This window comes from Actinomyces sp. HMSC075C01, assembly GCF_001812965.1.
Lineage (GTDB): Bacteria > Actinomycetota > Actinomycetes > Actinomycetales > Actinomycetaceae > Actinomyces > Actinomyces acetigenes.
In genome coordinates this window covers 17,426-37,751 of record NZ_KV810937.1, presented here as the reverse complement: position 1 = coordinate 37,751, position 20,326 = coordinate 17,426, and the positions used below count along the sequence as shown (strand labels likewise).

At 65.2% G+C, this 20,326-nt stretch carries 17 protein-coding genes; all 17 read left to right on the top strand.

Annotated features, from left to right (window positions below; genetic code table 11):
- The first annotated feature begins 16 nt into the window (after positions 1 to 16).
- The 17 genes from HMPREF2883_RS01740 (at position 17) to HMPREF2883_RS01660 (ending at position 20,326) form a co-directional block, all read left to right on the top strand.
- Entirely contained in the window at positions 17 to 1,831 is a 1,815-nt protein-coding gene (locus HMPREF2883_RS01740; protein ID WP_070658635.1) for a CTP synthase, read from the top strand.
- Positions 1,832 to 1,884: 53 nt separating this feature from the next.
- Positions 1,885 to 2,556, top strand: a complete 672-nt coding sequence (locus tag HMPREF2883_RS01735) for an NUDIX domain-containing protein (RefSeq protein ID WP_101587970.1) — start codon at positions 1,885 to 1,887, stop codon at positions 2,554 to 2,556.
- A 128-nt stretch (positions 2,557 to 2,684) separates the two neighbouring features.
- Positions 2,685 to 4,103, top strand: coding sequence for a glycoside hydrolase family protein (locus tag HMPREF2883_RS01730; RefSeq protein ID WP_070658633.1), 1,419 nt, complete (start codon positions 2,685 to 2,687; stop codon positions 4,101 to 4,103).
- A 30-nt stretch (positions 4,104 to 4,133) separates the two neighbouring features.
- A complete protein-coding gene (locus HMPREF2883_RS01725) occupies positions 4,134 to 5,483 on the top strand; it encodes an ABC transporter substrate-binding protein (protein WP_070658632.1) in 1,350 nt (449 codons plus the stop codon).
- Positions 5,484 to 5,555: 72 nt separating this feature from the next.
- A complete protein-coding gene (locus tag HMPREF2883_RS01720) occupies positions 5,556 to 6,434 on the top strand; it encodes a carbohydrate ABC transporter permease (RefSeq protein ID WP_070658630.1) in 879 nt (292 codons plus the stop codon).
- A 1-nt stretch (position 6,435) separates the two neighbouring features.
- A complete protein-coding gene (locus HMPREF2883_RS01715) occupies positions 6,436 to 7,347 on the top strand; it encodes a carbohydrate ABC transporter permease (RefSeq protein WP_070658628.1) in 912 nt (303 codons plus the stop codon).
- Between the two features lie 40 nt (positions 7,348 to 7,387).
- Complete coding sequence (locus HMPREF2883_RS01710; protein WP_070658656.1) at positions 7,388 to 8,374, top strand: LacI family DNA-binding transcriptional regulator; 987 nt, start codon at positions 7,388 to 7,390, stop codon at positions 8,372 to 8,374.
- Positions 8,375 to 8,539: 165 nt separating this feature from the next.
- Complete coding sequence (locus HMPREF2883_RS01705) at positions 8,540 to 9,544, top strand: LacI family DNA-binding transcriptional regulator (RefSeq protein ID WP_070658626.1); 1,005 nt, start codon at positions 8,540 to 8,542, stop codon at positions 9,542 to 9,544.
- 109 nt (positions 9,545 to 9,653) lie between these two features.
- Positions 9,654 to 10,949 (top strand): extracellular solute-binding protein, encoded by a 1,296-nt coding sequence (locus HMPREF2883_RS01700; protein WP_070658624.1) that lies wholly within the window; start codon positions 9,654 to 9,656, stop codon positions 10,947 to 10,949.
- A 115-nt stretch (positions 10,950 to 11,064) separates the two neighbouring features.
- The gene (locus HMPREF2883_RS01695; protein ID WP_070658622.1) at positions 11,065 to 11,982 is read left to right on the top strand and encodes a carbohydrate ABC transporter permease; all 918 of its coding nucleotides are present in this window, start codon (positions 11,065 to 11,067) and stop codon (positions 11,980 to 11,982) included.
- Between the two features lies 1 nt (position 11,983).
- Positions 11,984 to 12,943 carry a carbohydrate ABC transporter permease gene (locus HMPREF2883_RS01690; protein WP_070658620.1) on the top strand — a complete coding sequence of 320 codons (960 nt, stop codon included), beginning with the start codon at positions 11,984 to 11,986 and terminating at the stop codon, positions 12,941 to 12,943.
- Between the two features lie 7 nt (positions 12,944 to 12,950).
- A complete protein-coding gene (locus HMPREF2883_RS01685) occupies positions 12,951 to 13,871 on the top strand; it encodes a glycoside hydrolase family protein (RefSeq protein WP_070658614.1) in 921 nt (306 codons plus the stop codon).
- Positions 13,872 to 14,469: 598 nt separating this feature from the next.
- Complete coding sequence (locus tag HMPREF2883_RS01680; protein ID WP_070658612.1) at positions 14,470 to 15,204, top strand: helix-turn-helix transcriptional regulator; 735 nt, start codon at positions 14,470 to 14,472, stop codon at positions 15,202 to 15,204.
- The gene (gene sufB / locus HMPREF2883_RS01675) at positions 15,201 to 16,640 is read left to right on the top strand and encodes a Fe-S cluster assembly protein SufB (RefSeq protein ID WP_070658610.1); all 1,440 of its coding nucleotides are present in this window, start codon (positions 15,201 to 15,203) and stop codon (positions 16,638 to 16,640) included. The genes HMPREF2883_RS01680 and sufB overlap by 4 nt, the downstream gene beginning before the upstream one ends.
- 92 nt (positions 16,641 to 16,732) lie before the next feature.
- Positions 16,733 to 17,995 (top strand): Fe-S cluster assembly protein SufD, encoded by a 1,263-nt coding sequence (gene sufD / locus HMPREF2883_RS01670; protein ID WP_070658609.1) that lies wholly within the window; start codon positions 16,733 to 16,735, stop codon positions 17,993 to 17,995.
- A gap of 67 nt (positions 17,996 to 18,062) precedes the next feature.
- On the top strand, positions 18,063 to 18,812 hold the full coding sequence (sufC, locus tag HMPREF2883_RS01665) for a Fe-S cluster assembly ATPase SufC (RefSeq protein ID WP_070658607.1): 750 nt from the start codon (positions 18,063 to 18,065) through the stop codon (positions 18,810 to 18,812).
- Between the two features lie 161 nt (positions 18,813 to 18,973).
- Entirely contained in the window at positions 18,974 to 20,326 is a 1,353-nt protein-coding gene (locus HMPREF2883_RS01660) for a SufS family cysteine desulfurase (RefSeq protein WP_070658605.1), read from the top strand.

The window sequence follows — 20,326 nt, the reverse complement described above, 5'->3', positions numbered from 1 at the left end:
GTTACCTTGAAACTCCGTGATCAACGCAGCCTCACGTCTTCAGTCCACTCAGGTCCCTGTACCGCGCCACATCTTCGTCACTGGCGGCGTCGTCTCCTCCCTCGGCAAGGGACTGACTGCCGCTAGCCTCGGGCGACTCCTACGGGCCCGCGGCATCAGCGTTGTCATGCAGAAGCTGGACCCCTACATCAACGTCGACCCCGGCACGATGAACCCCTTCCAGCACGGCGAGGTCTTCGTCACTGACGACGGCTCCGAAACCGACCTCGACATTGGGCACTACGAGCGATTCCTCGACGTGAACCTCTCCGGCAAGGCAAACGCCACCACCGGACAGGTCTACTCCACCGTCATCGCAAAGGAACGGCGCGGAGAGTACCTCGGCGACACCGTCCAGGTCATCCCGCACATCACCGACGAGATCAAGCGTGTCATGCGCGCTCAGGCCGAGCCCGACGACGACGGCAACCTCCCCGACGTCATCATCACCGAGATCGGCGGCACCGTTGGAGACATCGAGTCCCAGCCCTTCCTCGAGGCGGCCAGACAGGTGCGCGCCGATCTGGGGCGCGACAACGTCGCCTTCGTCCACGTATCCCTCATTCCCTTCCTGCCCGCCGCTGGAGAGCTCAAAACCAAGCCCACCCAGCACTCGGTGGCCTCACTGCGCAACATCGGGATCCAGCCCGACGCCCTCGTCCTGCGCACCGATCGGCACCTTCCTGAGGGGATTAAGGGCAAAGTGGCACTCATGTGCGACGTCGACCGTGACGCCGTCGTCGAGTGCAAGGATGCCGCCAGCATCTACGAGGTTCCTCCAACCCTCCACCGTGAGGGCCTGGACGCCTACCTCGTCCAGCGGCTGGGCCTGACCTTCCGTGACGTCGACTGGACCGAGTGGAACAGCCTGCTTGAACGTGTCCACGCCCCCAAACACCGCCTTGAGGTGGCGCTCGTAGGCAAGTACGTCGACCTGCACGACGCCTACCTGTCCGTCTCCGAGGCGATCCGTCACGGCGGCTTCGCCAACCACGCCCGTGTCGACATCCGCTGGGTGGCCTCTGACGTCTGCGAGACCCCTGAGGGAGCCCAGCGGGCCCTCGCGGGCGTCGACGCGATCGTCGTACCGGGAGGTTTCGGTGTACGTGGGATCGAGGGCAAAGTCGGTGCTCTGCGCTGGGCCCGGGAGCACCGCGTCCCGACCCTCGGGCTGTGCCTGGGGCTGCAGTGCATGGTCATCGAGGCCGCTCGCAACCTCCTGGGCCTGAGCGCGGCCTCCTCCGCTGAGATGGAGCCTGAGACTCCTGATCCGGTTGTGGCCACCATGGACTCCCAGCGCCAGATCCTCCACGGTGACGGCAACCTCGGAGGCACCATGCGCCTGGGCTCCTACCCGGCGGTTCTGGCGGAAGGCTCGATCGTTGCTGAGACGTATGGAACCAATGAGGTCAGTGAACGCCACCGCCACCGCTTCGAGGTCAACAACGACTACCGGGAGCGCCTGGCCTCGGTAGGGCTACGAGTCAGCGGAACCTCCCCGGACGGTCGCCTCACTGAGTTCGTTGAGCTCGACCGCAGCCGGCACCCATATTACGTTGCCACCCAGGCCCATCCTGAGTTCCGTTCCCGTCCCACCCGAGCCCACCCGCTGTTCGCCGCGCTTGTGCGCGCAGGACTGGATCGTCGTCGGGAGGTCTACGCCTCTCACCGGCGTGGGGAACATGTCGTCCCGGGTGATGAACCGGCCGAGTGCTTCACCACTGCCAGCAGCGACAGCGGCGATACCATCAACTACGTCGATGCGTGCAGCGATGACGCGGACAACGAGTGAAGGAGCCGAGCGTGGACAGAACGGACAGCAGGGCCGCCGAGAATGACGACGTCGTGAGCGACACGAGCAGGCTCGTCGACGTACGCGAGTCGGGGCGGGAGCTGGTCTCCAGCGAGCGGGTCTGGAGCGGGCCGATCTTCGCCGTCGACGCCGACCAGGTGCGCCTCGGACCCGGTCAGGAGCCGGTGGCCCGTCAGGTCGTCGTCCATCACGACGCCGTCGCCGTCGTCGCCTTGCGCGAGGGCAAGGCATCCTCCCAGGCCGACGGCGCCGCGGAGATCCTCATGGTCCGCCAGTACCGCCATCCCGTGCGCGCCTGCCTGTGGGAGATCCCCGCGGGACTGCTCGACGTGGCGGGGGAGGAGCCCGCCGTGGCCGCCGCCCGCGAGCTCGCTGAGGAGACCGACTACGAGGCGGCCATCTGGAACACGCTGGCCGAGTTCTACGCCTCGCCCGGCTTCACCACCGAGGGGGCCCGGATCTTCCTCGCCCAGGACCTGAGCCTGCTGCCCGAGGACCGGCGCACCGTCCGCGAGGACGAGGAGGCCGAGTTCGTGCCCACCTGGGTCCGTCTGGACGAGGCACTCGACGCCGTCATGGACGGCCGCCTGCACAACCCCTCCACCGTCCTGGGGGTCCTGGCCACGGCCCAGGCGCGCGCTCGCGGCTGGGCCGAGCTGCGGCCGGCCGACGCCCCGTGGCTCAGGAGCCCGGAGAGTCTCTAACCGGGCTCCCAGGGGGCAGCAGCCCGACAGGGGAGAAGGACGTCCTCCCGAAGATTTGATCAAACGCTTGACCATGGTCGAGGTGTGCTCTATCCTCATGGTTAAACGATTGACCACAAAGGAGTGACGTGATTCAGGACACCTGTTTTAGGCCGAAACCCGATTGGGTGGGAGACGTCATTCCCTGGACCGACCAGGAGGAGATCCGGCTCTACTACCTGCTCGAGCGCAGGCGGCTACCCAAGCCGGGAACGCCCTGGTCGCTGGTGGTGACGAATGACCTCGTCCACTATGAGGACTGCGGTGAGGCACTCCCGTCCGGAGGCGTTGATGCCGAGGACTTCAATGCCTATACCGGAAGTATCGTTCAGAGCGATGATGGGATGTTCCACCTCTTCTACACCGCGAGCAACCCGGATCGGCTGGCCGCCGATGGCAGGCCTCTCCAGCTCGTCGCACACGCCACCAGCGTAGATATGAAACGGTGGGTCAAGCACCCTGAGGACACCTTCGGGGCCCCGAGCGGGTACGACCCTGCCGACTGGCGGGACCCGCAGGTGTACCGCACTCCAGGGGACACTGGTTGGTCCCTCATTCTCGCGGCGCGGCATTCGTCGGGTCCCGACCGGCGCCGAGGGGTCGTGGCGAGGCTGATCAGCGATGACCTCACGCACTGGACCCCGGTCGCCCCGCTGTGGGATCCTCACCGCTTCGTCACTCAGGAGTGCCCCGAGCTTTTCCGGATCGGTGACTGGTGGTACTTGGTGTACTCGGAGTTCACCGACCGCTTCGTCACCCGGTACCGGATGTCGCGAAGCCCTGAAGGCCCGTGGGTGGCGCCGGCTCATGATTCCCTCGATGGGCGCGGATTCTATGCGGCGAAATCCGTTTCCTGGCATGGGCGGAGGATATTCTTCGGTTGGATCGCCTCGCGCGACGGCAGGACCGACGCGGGTCCTTGGCTGTGGGCGGGCACGATGGCTGCACTTGAAGCGGTCCAGGCCGAGGACGGCACGCTGTTGATGCGCTTTCCCCATGAAGTTCTCAATGCCTACTCGATCACGGAGACGACTCTTGACGACGTCGTGTCGATCTCGGTGCCGACCTCCTACTCCTCACAGGTACTGACACCGCCGCTGCCGGACTGCTGCCGCATCAGTGCGGATTTGTCGTGGGAGGAGGGGACGCGGGAGATCTCCCTTCTGCTGCGCACCGACGCCGAAGGTGAGAACGGCTACATGTTCCGGCTCGAGCCCGGTCAGAACCGTGCCGTGCTCGATCGGTGGCCTCGGCGGACGCCCGGGGTCGAGCAGTGGCACGTCGCCGGTGACATTCCCCATTTCATCGAGCTCGAGCGTCCGACCGATCTCTCAGCCGGCCGGGTCCATATTGATGTCCTGATTCGCGACGAGCTTCTTCAGTGCTGCGTTGACGACGCGGTCATGCTGTCAACCAGCGTCTACGACCATCCCTCGGGCCGTGTCGGGCTATCGGCCCTTGACGGGGCCGTCACCCTCCATTCACTTACCACCTACTCGCGTTCTTGAGACGCAGACCTTTCAAAGGAGAAAGAGACCATGAATATCAAGCGATCCCAGTTCCTGGCCCTGGCTCTCGCCGCAGCAGCGTCACCCGCTCTGGCTGCGTGCGGTGGCAAGAGCGCAACCTCGTTGAAGCCCGTCCAGATCAACCCCGAGGGGGAAATCAAGCCTCGCGAGATCTCGTGGCTGTTGTCGCGCGCAGCCAACGGTGCGGTCATCAACACGATGCAGGAAATCGCTGAGGAGTACGCCAAGGACCACAAGGGCTTCAAGCTCACCCTTATCACGACGCCCGACCGGCCTTCCTACATCCAGAAGTATGAGACCCTCGCCGCCGCCAACAAGCTCCCCGAGCTCTTCGACACCGATGCGACCCCCTTTGCTCAGAAGCTCGCGAAGCAGAATCGCATGGTCGATGTGGCCGCCCTGCTCAACGACTTAGGTATCACCGACAGCTTCCGGAAGGCGGCGCTAGACTACCAGCGTTTCGACGACGGCTCGCTGTACATGATTCCGCTCGAGTACGGAATCGAGGTGTTCTGGTACAACAAGGCGCTCTTCGAGGCCGCAGGAGCTGAGGCTCCGCGTTCCCTCGACGATTTCCCCGAGTTGTGCCGGAAACTGGCTGCCAGCGGCGTCACCCCCATCGCCCTGGACGGACTCGACGGTTGGCCACTCGAACGCTATGTCGCTTTTTACCCCTTCCGGATGGAGGGTGAGGACTACATCAAGAAGCTCAAAAAGGGTGAAGCGGCATTCGCCGACGAGCCGGGTAAGAAGATGGCGCAGTGGTTGCATGACCTCGGCGAGGCCGGTGCGTTCCAGAAGGGATTCTCATCCGTTGGCTACACCGATGCCCAGAACCTCTTCACCTCAGGGAAGGCGGCGATGTACTGCATGGGTACATGGGAGCTTCCGAGCCTTGCGACCACTGACCTGCCCGAGGACCTGCAGAAGAACATCGCCTATTTCACGCTTCCGACCACTGCTGGCTCGGTGACCTCGGAGCACGAGTACGTCGCTCCGTCGGGCATCGGTGTCGCGGTCAATGCCTCGACGTATGATCCCCTCATCCATGACTTCCTCAAGTTCGCTCTGGAGAATTACCCGGAGAAGTATGCGACCACGGGTCTCCTCGGTCCGACAAACACCCCTCCCATCATCCCCGGCAATGCTCTGCCGATCTACCAGCAGGCGATTGACGAGGCTGCGAATCTCTCCGGCACGGCTCTCATGCCGTGGGACACCCAGCTCGATCCGACGACGAATACCAAACTCGTCCAGGAGCAGGTGCTCCTCGTCCAGGGCGACGTCAGCGTTGACGACTTTCTGACGACCATGGACTCCACGCTCACCGAGAACGCCTCTGCATACTTCAACCAGTAACACGCCGAGGAGGCAGCACCGCTAGGCCCAGTCTCCTCCCGCAATCCGTGATGCTCCTGACAAGAAGGCATAATGCTCCCCTACAGGTCTCGACTCTCCGTCCTCGTGTTCCTGACGCCACCCGTTCTTTTGTTTGGAGGTGGTGTGCTTCTGCCCATCGTGCAGTCGCTCGTTCTGAGTTTCTACAAGTGGGACGGCATTACGAACATGCAGTTTGTCGGTATTGACAACTACATCAAGATGTTTTCCGCTGATCCCACGTTCTGGAAGGCTTTCGTCAACCAACTCGTCTACCTGGTGATCTGCGTCGTCATCCAGATGGGCCTCGGCCTCGGAGTCGCGCTGCTCCTGCTGACAATCACCCGAGGACGTGAGGTGCTGAAGGTTCTTTATCTCATGCCGGCGGTTATCTCGACCACCGCGATCGCCCTTCTATTCCAGCGAATCTATTCCTTCGACCCTAAGGGGTTGGTCAACACCATTCTGGGAATGGTTGGTCTTGACGCTCTCGAAAAGCCCTGGCTGTCTAATATTCATACGGTTCTCACGGCAGTGTCCATCCCGGAGGGGTGGCGGTTCCTGGGCCTCTACACGATCATCTTCTACGCAGCCCTGCTGTCCGTGCCGCGTGAGCTGGAGGAAGCTGCGCAGCTCGACGGCGCGAGCGCCTGGAAGGTCTTCGTCAAGATCCGTTTCCCCCATATCCGGCCCGTGTGGGCCACGACCATGGTCATGGTCGTCACCTACGGCCTGCGGGGGTTCGATATCCCATATCTGCTCACGAATGGAGGGCCCGGGCAGTCATCCGAACTTGTGACGACATACATGTACAAGACGGCCTTTGTCTCCACGAACTACGGGTATGCCTCGGCTATCTCCGTGTTCATCGTGCTCGAGTGTCTCGTTGCCGTCGCCTTCATCTTTGGTATCATTCGCAGGGGGAATGACTGACATGACTGTTCCTGTCGCAACACCGAGCGTTCCCAAGCCGCTGTTCGTCCCTGATCCGCAGATGTCGGCTCCCAGGCGGCGCAAGCGCTTGCGCAAGGTGCAGATCGTTCATAGGGTGCTGCTCGGACTAGTCCTGCTCATCCAGGTCTACCCGTTCATGTGGCTGATCCTCACATCAGTTCGTTCGCCCGAGGACTTTGCAGCGAACAATCCGTTCGGCATCCCCTCGTCGTTCACTCTGGAGAACTTTTTCAGGGCATTCGAGCAAGGGGACGTTCTGACTTACATTCTCAATTCCGCGATCGTGACGATCGGAGCCTGCCTTCTCATCGTGGTGTGCGGAATGATGGGGGCCTACGCCATTCAGGTGCTAGGCTTCAGGGGGGCCGGAATTGTGCGCTCACTGTTCCTCATGGGGATCGTCGTCCCCGTGCAGATCGCTCTCGTACCACTGTTCGTCGACTACTCGAAGATAGGCCTTCTGGATACCCATATCGCGATCATCATCCCGCTGGCCGGATTCGCCCTCCCGATGTCGCTGTTCCTGTTCATTTCGTTCTTCAGCTACATCCCTAAGTCGATCTACGAAGCAGCCTCGATCGATGGTGCGGGTCCCTACAGGATCTTCACCAGAATCACCTTGCCCATGTCTCTCAATACGGTCGTCACCGTGGTCATGGTCAACGCGATCTTCATCTGGAATGAGTTCGTTTTCGCCAACACATTCGTCCTTACTGAGGGCCTTAAGACGATTCCGCTCGGACTGCAGAACTACATCGGCAACATGGGGAAGACGGACTGGACGGCGACCTTCGCCGCCGTCGCCGTGACCGTTACTCCCCTCTTGCTCATGTTCCTTGTGCTGAGTAAGGCTATGATATACGGGCTTGAGAACGGTTCGACGAAGGGGTGAGCCAGTGCATCTGGCGAGCGGGCGTGACTCTCGTGTCACGATGAAGCAAGTGGCGCAGGAGGCCGGGGTTTCTGTAACGACGGTGTCTCACGTCGTCAACGACAAGCAGGGTGTACGGATCGGCACGGAAGCCAGGCGGCGGGTCCTGGACGCGGTTGAGAGACTGGGGTATCGCCCGAACGTGCTGGCGAAGACCTTGGTCAAGGGCGGCAGCCCCTTCATCGGGCTCGTCGCCGACTCCATCGCCTCAACCCCGTTCGCCGGTCAGATTGTCCACGGCGCCCAGGAGGAGGCGTGGCGGCATGGTCATATTCTTCTCGTCGCCAACACGGAGAATAACGCGGAGGCGGAGAACCGTGCGATGTCGATGATGCTGCAGTACAACGTCCGCGGCATTCTCTATTCCCGTTGGTACCACAGAGGCGTGGTTCCTCCCGAGGCTCTGGATGAGACGGAGTCGGTCCTAGTCAATTGCTATGACGAAGCCGGTCACTTGCCGAGTGTCGTCCCGGATGAGTTTGAGGGCGGTAGGGCTGCCGCGCAGATGCTTCTGACACAGGGGCATCGTCGCATCGCCTTCATCAACACGATGATCGACTCGCCTGCGCGAATCGGCCGGCTCGCCGGCTACCGTGCCGCCCTGGAAGCTGCCGGGATCAGGGTCGACCCGGCTCTCGTGTGGGACGTACAGCCGGATCAGGAGGGCGGTTTCGATGCTGGGTCGAGGGTGCTCGCCTCTGGGGCCACCGGCGTGTGCTGTCATAACGACCGTGTCGCGATGGGCCTGTACGACGCACTGAGAGATCGGGGAGCGACGGTTCCGGATGATGTCTCGGTCGTAGGTTTTGACAATCAAGAGGTTATTGCGGCGCATCTTCATCCGCCCCTGTCTACGGTGTCACTGCCGCACTACGAGCTGGGTGCCGCGGGCGTGCGTGCGCTCCTCGGCGTCGAGGAGGTTCCCGGCCACAACCAGCTCAAGATCTCATGCCCGCCTGTCGCAAGAGCATCTGTTCTCACCATCTAGTACAGAGTCTGGTACCCGTGCGCCGGACGACGTCCCGGAGCATCAACCGATTAATCGCCTCGACTCAATGCGGTTAACCGGTTGACGTGTGAGTGTGGTTGAGGTCATGATTCTCTCGTGTCCGGCACCGGGGCCGGACCTCCCATCAGGAAGGGGAGAGGGACGATGACGACCCTTGCCGACGTTGCTGCGGCTGCCGGCGTCTCCAAGGCCGCTGCCTCCCTCGTGCTCTCCGGCAAGTCCGAGGGGCGCGTGAGCGAGCCCAAGGCGGAGCGTGTCCGCACGGCCGCCGAGGAGCTCGGCTACGTCCGTGACGCCATCGCCGGGGGTATGCGCAACGGCCGGACGCAGACGATAGGGGTCATCGGCGAGCGCGTCCTGTCCACCCCCTACGCCGTCTCGATGATCGACTCCGTCCTGTCCACCAGTCAGGACCTCGGGTGGTCGGTTCTCCTCACCGACGCAGGACGCGATGGTGTCGCCGCGGAGGAGGCCGTCCGCGAGATGGTCGCCCGGCGAGTGAACCAGGTGGTCATCGCCTCCATGTACCACCGCGTCGTCTCCGTACCCGAGCAGATCGAGGACGTCGTCGTACTCAACGGCGTTGCCGACCGTCCCGGGGTGCCCGGCGTTGTCCCCGACGAGCGCCAAGGCGCCCACGACGCCGTCGCCCACCTCATCGGTCTGGGTCACCGCCGCATCGGCTACCTTGGGCACGACGACACCGGAAGCATTGCGGTGCGCGAGCGCTCCGACTCCTACCGAGACAGCCTCCGGGAGGCCGGGATCGCAGTCGACGAGTCACTCGTCGTCGTCGGTGGGCTTGATCCGGACAGCGTCGACGCCGTCGCCGGCCGGCTCCTTGACCGGTCCGAGCGCCCCACCGCCGTCTCCTGCTACAACGACGCCCTCGCCGCTGGTGTCTTCCGACAGGCGGCGCGCCTGGGGATCTCCATCCCCACGGACCTCTCCGTCATCGGCTTCGACGACCTCGCCCTCATCTCCACGAACCTCGATCCCCGACTGACCACAATGCGACTGCCGCACTGGGAGATGGCCGAGTGGCTCACCCGTGAGCTCGCCGCGGGACATGCCGCCGGGCTGCCGGACGTCACTCGTTTCCCTTGCCCCCTCATCCAGCGCGCCTCCACGGCGCCGCCCGCCTTCTGAGCCGCGGCTCGGGCCTGTCGCTACGAAGTCGACCCACCAGCTCTCCGCCCAATGGGTGGAGAAAGATCCCCAACCCAGCAGTCACGCTGACACACAAAGGAGTGCCATCATGATGACCACCCGTCGCTCGTTCCTCGCCGTCGGTGGAGCCGCCGCCGTCGCGGCCACGCTCGCTGCCTGCTCCTCCCAGTCCGGCAAGGGCTCCGGCTCCGCCGCCGGCGGCATCACGCTGTGGACCCACAACGGGGGCAACAAGGAGGAGCTCGACGTCGTCAACAGCGCGGTCAAGGACTTCAACGCCGCCAACCCCGACACCCAGGTCACGGTGAAGTCCTTCCCGCAGGAGTCCTATAACGACGCCATCGCCTCCGCGGCCGTCTCCGGCAACCTGCCCGACATCCTTGACCTCGACGGCCCGATCATGCCGAACTGGGCCTGGGCCGGGTACCTCTCGCCGTTGACGATTTCCCAGGATCTCCAGGACAAGGTCATCGACTCGGCCAAGGGAGTCTGGAACGACAAGCTCTACTCCGTCGGCCCTTACGACACCTCGCTGTGCTTCCTCGGCCGCAAGTCCGCCTTCGACCAGGCCGGTGTCGCCGTCCCCACGATCGACAAGCCGTGGACGAAGGACGAGTTCATGGACGCCCTCGACAAGCTCTCCAAGCTCGACGGCTTCGAGCACGCCATCGACATGTCCGTGTGGGACACCGCCGAGTGGTGGCCCTACGCCTACGCCCCCTTGCTCCAGTCCTTCGGCGGAGACCTCATCGACCGCAAGACCTACGGGACCGCCGAAGGCTTCCTCAACTCGGACAAGGCCGTCGAGTGGGGTACCTGGTTCCGCTCGTTGTTCACCTCCAACTACGCCTCGCAGACCCCGGCCAAGGACGGTCAGGACTTCCTACAGGGCAAGGTGCCACTGGTGTACACAGGAGGATGGAAGGTCCTCAAGGCCCAGGAGACGTTCGGGGCCGACGACGTCCTCATCCTCCCGCCCGTCGACTTCGGCGCGGGAGCGCACGTGGGAGGCGGCTCCTGGCAGTGGGGCGTGTCCTCCTCCTCGAAGAACGCCGCGGCTGCGAACAAGTTCATCGAGTTCCTCATGCAGGACAAGTACCTCGTCCAGTACTCGGACGCGATCGGCACTTTCCCGTCGATCGAGTCCGCCACCCCGAAGACGAAGTACTACGGCGAGGGCAAGCCGCTGGAGCCCGTCTACGAGATCGGCAAGAAGTACGCCCTCCTACGTCCCGCGACGCCCGGCTACAAGGTCATCTCCTCGATCTTCGACAAGGCCGCCCGTGACATCGTCTCCGGCTCCGATGTCAAGTCGACCCTCGACCAGGCGGTCAAGGACATCAATGCCGACATCAAGTCGAACGACGGATACAAGGCCAAGTGAGCCGAGTGGCTCACTGGGCCCCCTGATCGTACGGCCGGACAGTAGCCGTACCACCTTTCCACATCAGCATCGATCCGGCGGGGCGCGTGAGCGTCCCGCCGGGAATGGAACCGACATGGCAGCCCCCACCATCACGAGGCGTCGCGGCAGGAGCGCCGCGCTGCGCCGGGAGGCGCGGACGGCGTGGCTCATGAGCTCGCCGGCACTTGTGCTCCTCCTGCTCTTCATGGGCATCCCGATTCTGCTCACCTTCATTCTGTCCTTCACCAACACCCGCCTCATCTCGCCCAACCCGCCGCAGTTCATCGGGATCGAGAACTTCGTCCGGGCCTTCACCGACGACCCGACCTTCATCCGGTCCCTGACGAACACGGCCTTCTTCGCGCTCATCGTCGTGCCCTGCCAGTCCGGTCTCGCCCTGGCACTGGCGATCCTCGTCAACCAGAAGGTCAAGGGCGTCACGGCCTTCCGCACGATGATCTTCATGCCGGTGGTGACCTCGATGGTCGTCGTCTCCATCCTGTGGAGCTTCTTCTACCAGGACAACGGACTGTTCAACTCGATGCTCAACACCGTCACCGGGGGCGGGTGGACCGCCGTCGCGTGGCTCAGCAACCCCGGCACCGCGATGCCGGCAATCATCCTGCTGTCCATCTGGCAGGCGGTCGGCTTCCACATGATCATCTGGCTCTCCGGGCTGCAGATGATCGACCCGGTTCTCTACGAGGCCGCCGACCTCGACGGCGTCAACGGATGGCAGCGCTTCCGCTACATCACCTGGCCGGGCCTGCACTCGACAATGGTCTTCATCCTCGTCACCATCACGATCGCCGCGCTGGGCCTGTTCGTCCAGGTCGACGTCATGACCTCCGGCGGTCCCCAGGACGCCACCTCGACGATCGTCTATCACGCGGTGCGCAAGGGCTACCGCGAGCAGGACATGGGATACGGCAGCGCCATCTCGCTCATCTTCTTCGTCGCCGTCCTGCTCATCAGCCTCATCCAGCGCCGGCTCACCAGGGAGAAGGACTGACATGGCCGCTGAGACAACCGCCGCCTCGACCGCGCCCGTTGACGCACGTCATTCCGCCCATGGGGGCCCGCGCCGCCGTGGTCGTGCCGCCACCAGGAGGCGATCCAGGGCCCTGACCTATCTCGGCCTTGTCGTCGCCTCGTGCGTCGCCGTCTTCCCCCTGCTCTTCATGGTCTTCTCCTCCTTCAAGGACGATCAGCAGATCTTCGCCGACCTCGGCTCCCTCAAGGCGTTCCTGCCGACCGGGCACCTGTCACTGAACAACTACTCCGGCGTCTTCGAGCGAGTTCCTGCGGCGCGGTTCATCACGAACTCGCTCGTTGTCACGGTTGCGATCGTCGTGCTCGGTCTCATCGTCAACTCGATGATCGGATTCGCGATCTCCCGCATGCGCTGGAAGGGCAAGAGCATCGTGCTCTCACTCGTCCTGGCCACCCTGATGGTTCCCTTCGAGACCATCGCCGTGCCGCTCGTGTACTGGGTCGCCAAGCTGCCCTCGGTGCAGTGGGTGGTCGACGGGTTCCTCGTCAAGCAGGGGATGCTCAACACCTACCAGGTGCAGATCCTGCCCTTCATCGCCAACGCCCTGTCCATCTTCCTGTTCGCTCAGCACTTCGGTGACATCCCGAAGGAGATCGACGAGGCGGCCCGCGTCGATGGCGCGTCCTGGTGGACGATCTACTCACGGATCGTCGTGCCCCTGTCCGGTCCGACCTTCGCCACGGTCGCCATCATCACGATGCTGCCGGCGTGGAACTCCTACCTGTGGCCGCTCATGGTCATCCAGGAGGAGTCAATGCGGCCCGCGAGCGTGGGCATGCAGTACTTCTTCCAGCTCAACCCGGTATGGGGGCAGATCATGGCATACGGTACACTCATCACTCTGCCTGTTCTTATCATTTTCGCTCTGTTTCAGCGCTCTTTCGTGGCGTCGTTGGCAGGCACTGCCGTCAAAGGCTGAGGAAAGCATGTCTCTTCATCTTGCCGACCACTGGCTGTGGGACCACTGGATCTGTGACGACGGCGATCGCTATCACCTCTTCTTCCTGCGGGCGTCGCGCGCGTTGCACGATCCGGAGCGGCGGCACTTCCGCGCCTCCATGGGGCACGCCGTTTCCGATGATGCGCGTACGTGGCAGCTTCTGCCCGATGCTCTGGTGCATTCCGACGGGCCGGGGTTCGACGACAAGGCGATCTGGACCGGCTCCACCATCGTCAAGCCCGACGGTGCTATGCGTGTCTTCTACACCGGAATCTCTCGAGCCGAGGACGGGCTGGTTCAGCGCATCGGCTGGGCTGACTCCACTGACGGCGTGATCTTTGAACGCACGTGCAATGTTCCTCTGGAGGCGGACGCCAGATGGTACGAGAAGAGAGAAGCAGACGTCTCTGGTGCCGAGCACTGGAGAGATCCTTTTGTCTTCAGGTATGACGGGCGCTGGCACATGCTCATCACCGCCAGGGCGAAGGGGGCTGAGCACTATGGTGCCGGCGTCATCGGTCATGCCGTCTCCGATGACCTGGATCACTGGCGGATCGGGCCGCCGCTGACCAGCCCGTCGGTTTTCGGACAGCTGGAGGTTTCCCAGAGCAGAAGCGTTGACGGCCACCATCTCCTCATCTTCTCCTGCGGTGACGACATGAAGGCCGAACCCGGCCCCGGCGGGGTGTGGGTCGCCGAGGGGGAGGGGGCGCTGGGGCCTTGGGACATTGATGGCGCCAGGTACGTGTGCCCAGAGCACCTCTATGCCGGTCAGCTGCTTCAGCTGCGCGATGGGGCGTGGGTCTTCACGGGCTTCGAGAACATCGTCCATGGTGAGTTCGTCGGAGCGGCTCCGGACCTGCTGCCATGGGAGGACATCGAGCTTTTGCCGAGAGGTGGGCACTAGAGGGTTACGTCGTCGGTTGCCTGGACAACGAGCGATCGGGGTGCCAGCCCAGGACTGGGCACGTCCCTAGCTCACTGCCCTGTGCCGGGTGGCGAGGCAGGCGACAGGGCGTTTCTGTCGGGATCAGGCTGCTCAAAGCGGCCTCCACGCCAACGTCGGGCCGCGCCGGCTGCGGTCGGGAACGTACCTGTCAGTCGAGAACTGCGCCTTCCCGCAGACGACTGGGATCTGACCCCAGTCGTCTGCGGGAGAAGTACGTTCTGGATGGAAAACGCAGTCCTCGATGTGAGCGGCCGGACGTCCTGATCGACAACTAGTTAGGCGCTCCTAAGTGAGATCCGCCTTTCATCGGGTAACGTGTTCAATCCCACCCTGCGGCGCTCCGTCGTGAACTTGCCAGTGTTGAATTCGGAAAGCAAAATCTTGGTTAAACTCGTGGCACGACGGCCAGGGACGCTTCGCAGGTCGACCCTGGGGTCTGTCTGAGGGCTGTCCGGCTTGGCCGACTTGGCCGACTTGGCAAACAAGGGCATGGCCGAACCGGCCGCAACGGGGCAGACCGTGAGACGTCGTCAGCGACTAGGGGAGGAGAGCAGTCATGGCGCAGAGCGACGAGGACTCTACCCGGGCGCGCGTTCTTGACCTCATCGCTGAGAAGGGTCCGGTGTCGGCGGCGCAGCTCGCCAAGGTCCTCAGCCTGACGCCGGCCGCCGTGCGCAGGCACATCACGGCCCTTGAGGACGCTGAGCAGATCGAGGTTCACACTCCGGCCCAGACGGGTAAGCGTGGGCGCGGTCGCCCGGCCCGGCACTACGTCCTGACGTCCAAGGCCCGCACCTCCTTCGCGGAGGGCTACTCCGACCTGGCCAACCGCGCCCTGCGCTACCTGTCCCAGGTGGCCGGTGACAAGGCGGTCGACTCCTTCGCTGCGGCCAGGGGCCGTGACCTCGAGCGCCGCTACGCCGCCGTCGTCGAGGCGGCCGGCAAGGACCCCTCGGAGCGGGCCCGCGCCCTGGCGGACGCCCTGACTCTTGACGGTTACGCGGCCTCGGTGCGCGACGTCGGAGACGGGTCCTTCGCCGTCCAGCTGTGTCAGGGCAACTGCCCGGTACGCGACGTGGCCGGGGAGTTCCACGAGCTGTGCGACGCCGAGACCCAGGCCATCTCCCGGCTCGTCGGCGTCCCGGTCCAGCGTCTGGCCACCCTGGCCGGAGGCGAGCACGTCTGTACCACCCACATTCCGATCGCCATGCCCGCGCTGCGCAAGCGCGCGGTCCGGGCGGCGGCTAAGACGCGAGGCCTTGAGACCAAGCGAATGGAAGGAACCCGATGACACTGCCGACAACCGAGACCACGCGTAGCACCGACGACGAGATCATCGACTCGATGTCGACGAGCTACGACTTCGGATGGCATGACTCCGACGAGGCCGGTGAGAAGGCCAAACGAGGCCTTGATGAGCAGGTGGTCCGCGAGATCTCCTCCATCAAGGGCGAGCCGGAGTGGATGCTGGCCAAGCGTCTCAAGGCCTACTCCACCTTCGAGCGCAAACCCATGCCCACCTGGGGCGTGGACCTCTCCCAGCTCGACATGGATGCCGTCAAGTACTACGTGCGCTCCACGGACCGGCCGGCCAACTCCTGGGACGACCTTCCCGAGGACATCAAGAACACCTACGACCGCATCGGCATCCCCGAGGCCGAGCGCGAGCGCCTGGTGGCGGGCGTGGCCGCCCAGTACGAGTCGGAGGTCGTCTACCACCAGATCCGCGGCGACCTGGAGGAGCAGGGCGTCATCTTCGTGGACACCGACACCGCCGTGCGCGAGTACCCCGAGCTCGTCAAGGAGTACTTCGGGACCGTGGTGCCCGCCGGCGACAACAAGTTCGCCGCCCTCAACACGGCCGTGTGGTCCGGGGGCTCCTTCATCTACGTCCCCAAGGGCGTCCACGTCGAGATCCCGCTCCAGGCCTACTTCCGCATCAACACGGAGAACATGGGCCAGTTCGAGCGCACGCTCATCATCGCCGACGAGGACTCCTACGTCCACTACGTCGAGGGCTGCACCGCCCCCATCTACTCCACCGACTCCCTGCACTCGGCGATCGTGGAGATCGTGGTCAAGAAGAACGCCCGCGTGCGCTACACGACCATCCAGAACTGGTCCAACAACGTCTACAACCTGGTGACCCAGCGCGCTACCTGCGAGGAGGGCGCCACCATGGAGTGGATCGACGGCAACATCGGTTCCAAGCGGAACATGAAGTACCCGGCCGTCTTCCTCATGGGCCCCCACGCCCGCGGCGAGGCCCTGTCCATCGCCTTCGCCGGCGCGGACCAGCACCAGGACACCGGCGCCAAGATGGTCCACATGGCGCCCCACACCTCCAGCCACATCGTCTCCAAGTCGATCGCCCGCCACGGTGGCCGCAGCGCCTACCGCGGACTGGTGCGGATCATGAAGAACGCTCGGCACTCCAAGTCCAACGTGCTGTGCGACGCGCTCCTGGTCGATGAGATCTCCCGCTCGGACACCTACCCCTACGTCGACGTGCGCACCGACGACGTCGAGATGGGCCACGAGGCCACCGTCTCCAAGGTGAGCGCCGACCAGCTCTTCTACCTCATGCAGCGCGGGCTGACCGAGACCGAGGCCATGGCCACGATCGTGCGCGGCTTCGTCGAGCCCATCGCCCGGGAGCTGCCCATGGAGTACGCCCTCGAGCTCAACCGGCTCATCGAGCTGCAGATGGAGAACTCGGTGGGCTGACCCACCGCAGCGGATCCTCCCTCGTCAGCCCACTCAGCCTTCGACCCACACCTCATCACACCGGCCTGCTGCCGGCCAAGGAGCACCTCCACATGCCTGAACTCTCCACCGACCACTCGAGCGCCACGCTCGACGGCGCCCACTCCCACGGCGGTCCGCGCTACGTCTCCTCTCGCGCCGACCGCCCCACCTCCTTCGACCCCGCTGACATCCCGGTGCCGCGCGGCCGCGAGGAGGAGTGGCGCTTCACGCCGATGAAGCGCTTCGCCCCGCTGTTCGATCTCGACGTCATCCGCGCGGCCACCGCCGGCCAGAGCGATGCCGGCGCCGTCCGTATCGAGGCGGACCTGCCCGACGGCGCGAGCCTTGAGACCGTCGCGCGCAGCGACGCCCGCATCGGCACCGTGGGCGCCCCGGTCGACCGCACCGGCATCACCGCCTGGAACGGCACCGAGACCGCCACCGTGCTCACCCTGGAGCCCGGCGCCCAGCTGGAGCGGGCAGCCCGGCTGAACATCGTCGGCCAGGACGCGCAGCTCGCCCGCCCCACCGCCCAGCACATCCTCGTCGCCGCCGAAGCCGGTTCCAAGGGAACCGTCGTCCTGGACCACACCGGCACCGCCGCCCTGACCCAGGGCGTCGAGGTGACGGTCGCCGACGGCGCCGAGCTCACCCTGGTGACCGTCCAGGGCTGGCAGGACGAGGCCGTCCACGCCTCCAACCACCGGGTCAAGGTCTGCGGCCGCGGCATCCTCAAGCACGTCGTCGTCAGCCTCGGCGGAGACGTGCGCATCTGCCCCGACCTGGGCTTCTCCGGCGAGGGCGGCCACATCGACGCCTACGGCGTCTACTTCACCGATGCCGGCCAGCACCAGGAGCACCGCCCCTACGTGGCCCACACCGAGCCCCACTGCTACTCGCGCGTCACCTACAAGGGCGCCCTCCAGGGCGAGGGCGCGCACGCGGTGTGGGTGGGGGACTGCCTCATCGGCCAGGCCGCCCGCGGCACGGACACCTACGAGCTCAACCGCAACCTGGTCCTCACCGAGGGGGCCAAGGCCGACTCCGTGCCGAACCTGGAGATCGAGAACGGCAACATCGAGGGAGCCGGACACGCCAGCGCCACCGGCCGCTTCGACGACCAGCAGCTGTTCTACCTGCGTGCCCGCGGCATCCCCGAGACCGAGGCCCGCCGCCTCGTCGTCCTGGGCTTCTTCAACGAGATCGTCGCCGAGATCGGTGTCGATGAGGTCGAGGAGCGCCTCATGGCCGCCATCGAGAAGGAGCTTGAGCTCACCGGACTCATCGCCGCCCGCACCGACCAGGACCCCGCCGCCCAGCCGGCAGCCGAGTGACAGGCCGGACCCGCACGACGGTCCGCCACCCGCAACCAGACCACAACCCAGTTGAAAGAAACGTCGCATGAGCACTCTGCAGATCAAGAACCTCCACGTCCAGGTCGCCACCAACGACGGCCCCAAGCCCATCCTCAAGGGCGTGGACCTGACCATCAACTCCAACCAGGTCCACGCCATCATGGGTCCCAACGGCTCGGGCAAGTCCACCCTGGCCTACTCCATCGCCGGGCACCCCGACTACGAGGTCACCGACGGTGAGGTCCTCCTCGACGGCGTCGACCTGCTGGAGATGAGCGTGGACGAGCGCGCCCGCGCCGGCCTCTTCCTGGCCATGCAGTACCCCGTCGAGGTCCCCGGCGTCACCGTGGCCAACTTCCTGCGCACAGCCAAGACCGCCATCGACGGCCAGGCCCCCAAGGTGCGCCAGTGGGTCGGCGAGGTCAACCAGGCCATGAAGAACCTGCGGATGGACCCCGCCTTCTCCCAGCGCGACGTCAACGCCGGCTTCTCCGGTGGTGAGAAGAAGCGCTTCGAGATCCTCCAGATGGAGCTGCTCCGGCCCCGCTTCGCCGTCCTGGACGAGACCGACTCCGGCCTGGACGTCGACGCCCTGCGCATCGTCTCCGAGGGCGTCAACCGCCTCCATGACGAGTCCGACGCCGGCTTCCTCCTCATCACCCACTACACGCGCATCCTGCGCTACATCAAGCCCGACTACGTCCACGTCTTTGTCGACGGGCGCGTGGTTGAGTCCGGTGGCCCCGACCTGGCCGACCGCCTGGAGGAAGAGGGCTACGACCGCTACCTCGCCTGACAGCCCTCACCGTGCCAGGGCCGACGACGGCGCAGCGCGCATCCAGGCGTCGTCGCCGGCCCCGGCACTAAGGAAGGGGAACTAAGGTTCCTCGTGACCTCAGCCCCCCGCCGTCGGCAACCATGCCCGGAACCGCTCGCACCGAATCGGAAAGGCACGTCATGACCCAGTCCACGGCCCCGCTCACCGGGGCGCCTTCGACCGGCGCGCTCAACGCGGAGGAGGTCGCCGCGATCCGCGCCGACTTCCCCTACCTGGGCCGGCCCGCCCGCAACGGCGAGGTGCTGGCCTACCTGGACTGGGCGGCCACGAGTCAGAAGCCCGCCGGCGTCATCACCACGGAGGCCGACTTCTACCGCACCTCCAACGGTGCGGCAGGGCGCTCGACCTACCAGCTCGCCGACGAGGCCACCGCCACCTTCGAGGACGCCCGCGACACCGTCGCCGCCTTCGTCGGAGCGCGTGGCAGTGAGCTCGTCTTCACCAAGAACGCCACCGAGGCCATCAACCTCGTGGCCCTGGCCATCGGGCACGCCAGCCTGGGCCGGTCGGCCGCCCGCGGTGGCGGCCCCTCCGCGGCCGACGACCCGGCGCGGCGCCTCATCATCGGACAGGGTGACGAGGTCGTCGTCACCCGCGCTGAGCACCACGCCAACCTCGTGCCATGGCAGGAGCTGTGCGCCCGCACCGGCGCCACCCTGCGCTGGCTGGACCTGACCGAGGACGGGCGCATCGATGCCGCCACCCTGGACGTCATCACCGAGCGCACCCGAGTCCTGGCCCTGACCCACGCCTCCAACGTCACCGGCGCCATCAGCCCGCTCGACCTCATCCTCCCGCGCGCCCAGCAGGCCGGTGCGCTCGTCGTCCTGGACACCTGCCAGTCCGCCGCCCACCTGCCGCTGGACTTCAGCGCTCTGAAGACCGCCGGCGTGGACGCCATGGTGCTCTCCAGCCACAAGATGCTCGGCCCCACCGGCATCGGCGCGCTCGTGGCCACCGAGGAGCTCCTGGCCGCCATGCCGCCAGTACTCACCGGCGGCTCCATGATCGAGATCGTCACCATGGAGTCGTCGACCTTCATGAGCGGCCCGCCCCGTTTCGAGGCCGGCAGCCAGCCGCTGGCGCAGGCCGCGGGATGGAGCACCGCCGTGGAGTACCTGGCCCGGATCGGCCTGGACCGGCTCCACGCCACCGAGCAGGCCCTGACCCAGCAGGTGCTCGAGGGCCTGACCCAGGCGCCTGGACTGCGCCTGGTCGGCCCGACCGACACGACCGACCGCCTGGGCGTGGTCGCCTTCTCCATCGAGGGAGTCCACCCTCACGACGTCGGCCAGGTCCTCGACGCCGCCGGCGTCGCCGTGCGCACCGGCCACCACTGCGCCCAGCCCATCCACCAGCACTTCGGCATCCACGCCTCCTCGCGCCTGTCCTTCGGGGCCTGCTCCACTCCCGAGGAGGTGGACCGCTTCCTGTCCGCCATCGCCGACGTCCGACGCTACTTCCAGAGGTGA

Bases quoted from the DNA above. Each gene is read 5' to 3' on its own strand.
- HMPREF2883_RS01725 (WP_070658632.1), top strand. From the start codon at position 4,134: ATGAATATCAAGCGATCCCAGTTCCTGGCCCTGGCTCTCGCCGCAGCA.
- HMPREF2883_RS01720 (WP_070658630.1), top strand. From the start codon at position 5,556: ATGCTCCCCTACAGGTCTCGACTCTCCGTCCTCGTGTTCCTGACGCCA.
- HMPREF2883_RS01715 (WP_070658628.1), top strand. From the start codon at position 6,436: ATGACTGTTCCTGTCGCAACACCGAGCGTTCCCAAGCCGCTGTTCGTC.
- HMPREF2883_RS01710 (WP_070658656.1), top strand. From the start codon at position 7,388: ATGAAGCAAGTGGCGCAGGAGGCCGGGGTTTCTGTAACGACGGTGTCT.
- HMPREF2883_RS01705 (WP_070658626.1), top strand. From the start codon at position 8,540: ATGACGACCCTTGCCGACGTTGCTGCGGCTGCCGGCGTCTCCAAGGCC.
- HMPREF2883_RS01700 (WP_070658624.1), top strand. From the start codon at position 9,654: ATGATGACCACCCGTCGCTCGTTCCTCGCCGTCGGTGGAGCCGCCGCC.
- HMPREF2883_RS01695 (WP_070658622.1), top strand. From the start codon at position 11,065: ATGGCAGCCCCCACCATCACGAGGCGTCGCGGCAGGAGCGCCGCGCTG.
- HMPREF2883_RS01690 (WP_070658620.1), top strand. From the start codon at position 11,984: ATGGCCGCTGAGACAACCGCCGCCTCGACCGCGCCCGTTGACGCACGT.
- HMPREF2883_RS01685 (WP_070658614.1), top strand. From the start codon at position 12,951: ATGTCTCTTCATCTTGCCGACCACTGGCTGTGGGACCACTGGATCTGT.
- HMPREF2883_RS01680 (WP_070658612.1), top strand. From the start codon at position 14,470: ATGGCGCAGAGCGACGAGGACTCTACCCGGGCGCGCGTTCTTGACCTC.
- sufB (WP_070658610.1), top strand. From the start codon at position 15,201: ATGACACTGCCGACAACCGAGACCACGCGTAGCACCGACGACGAGATC.
- sufD (WP_070658609.1), top strand. From the start codon at position 16,733: ATGCCTGAACTCTCCACCGACCACTCGAGCGCCACGCTCGACGGCGCC.
- sufC (WP_070658607.1), top strand. From the start codon at position 18,063: ATGAGCACTCTGCAGATCAAGAACCTCCACGTCCAGGTCGCCACCAAC.
- HMPREF2883_RS01660 (WP_070658605.1), top strand. From the start codon at position 18,974: ATGACCCAGTCCACGGCCCCGCTCACCGGGGCGCCTTCGACCGGCGCG.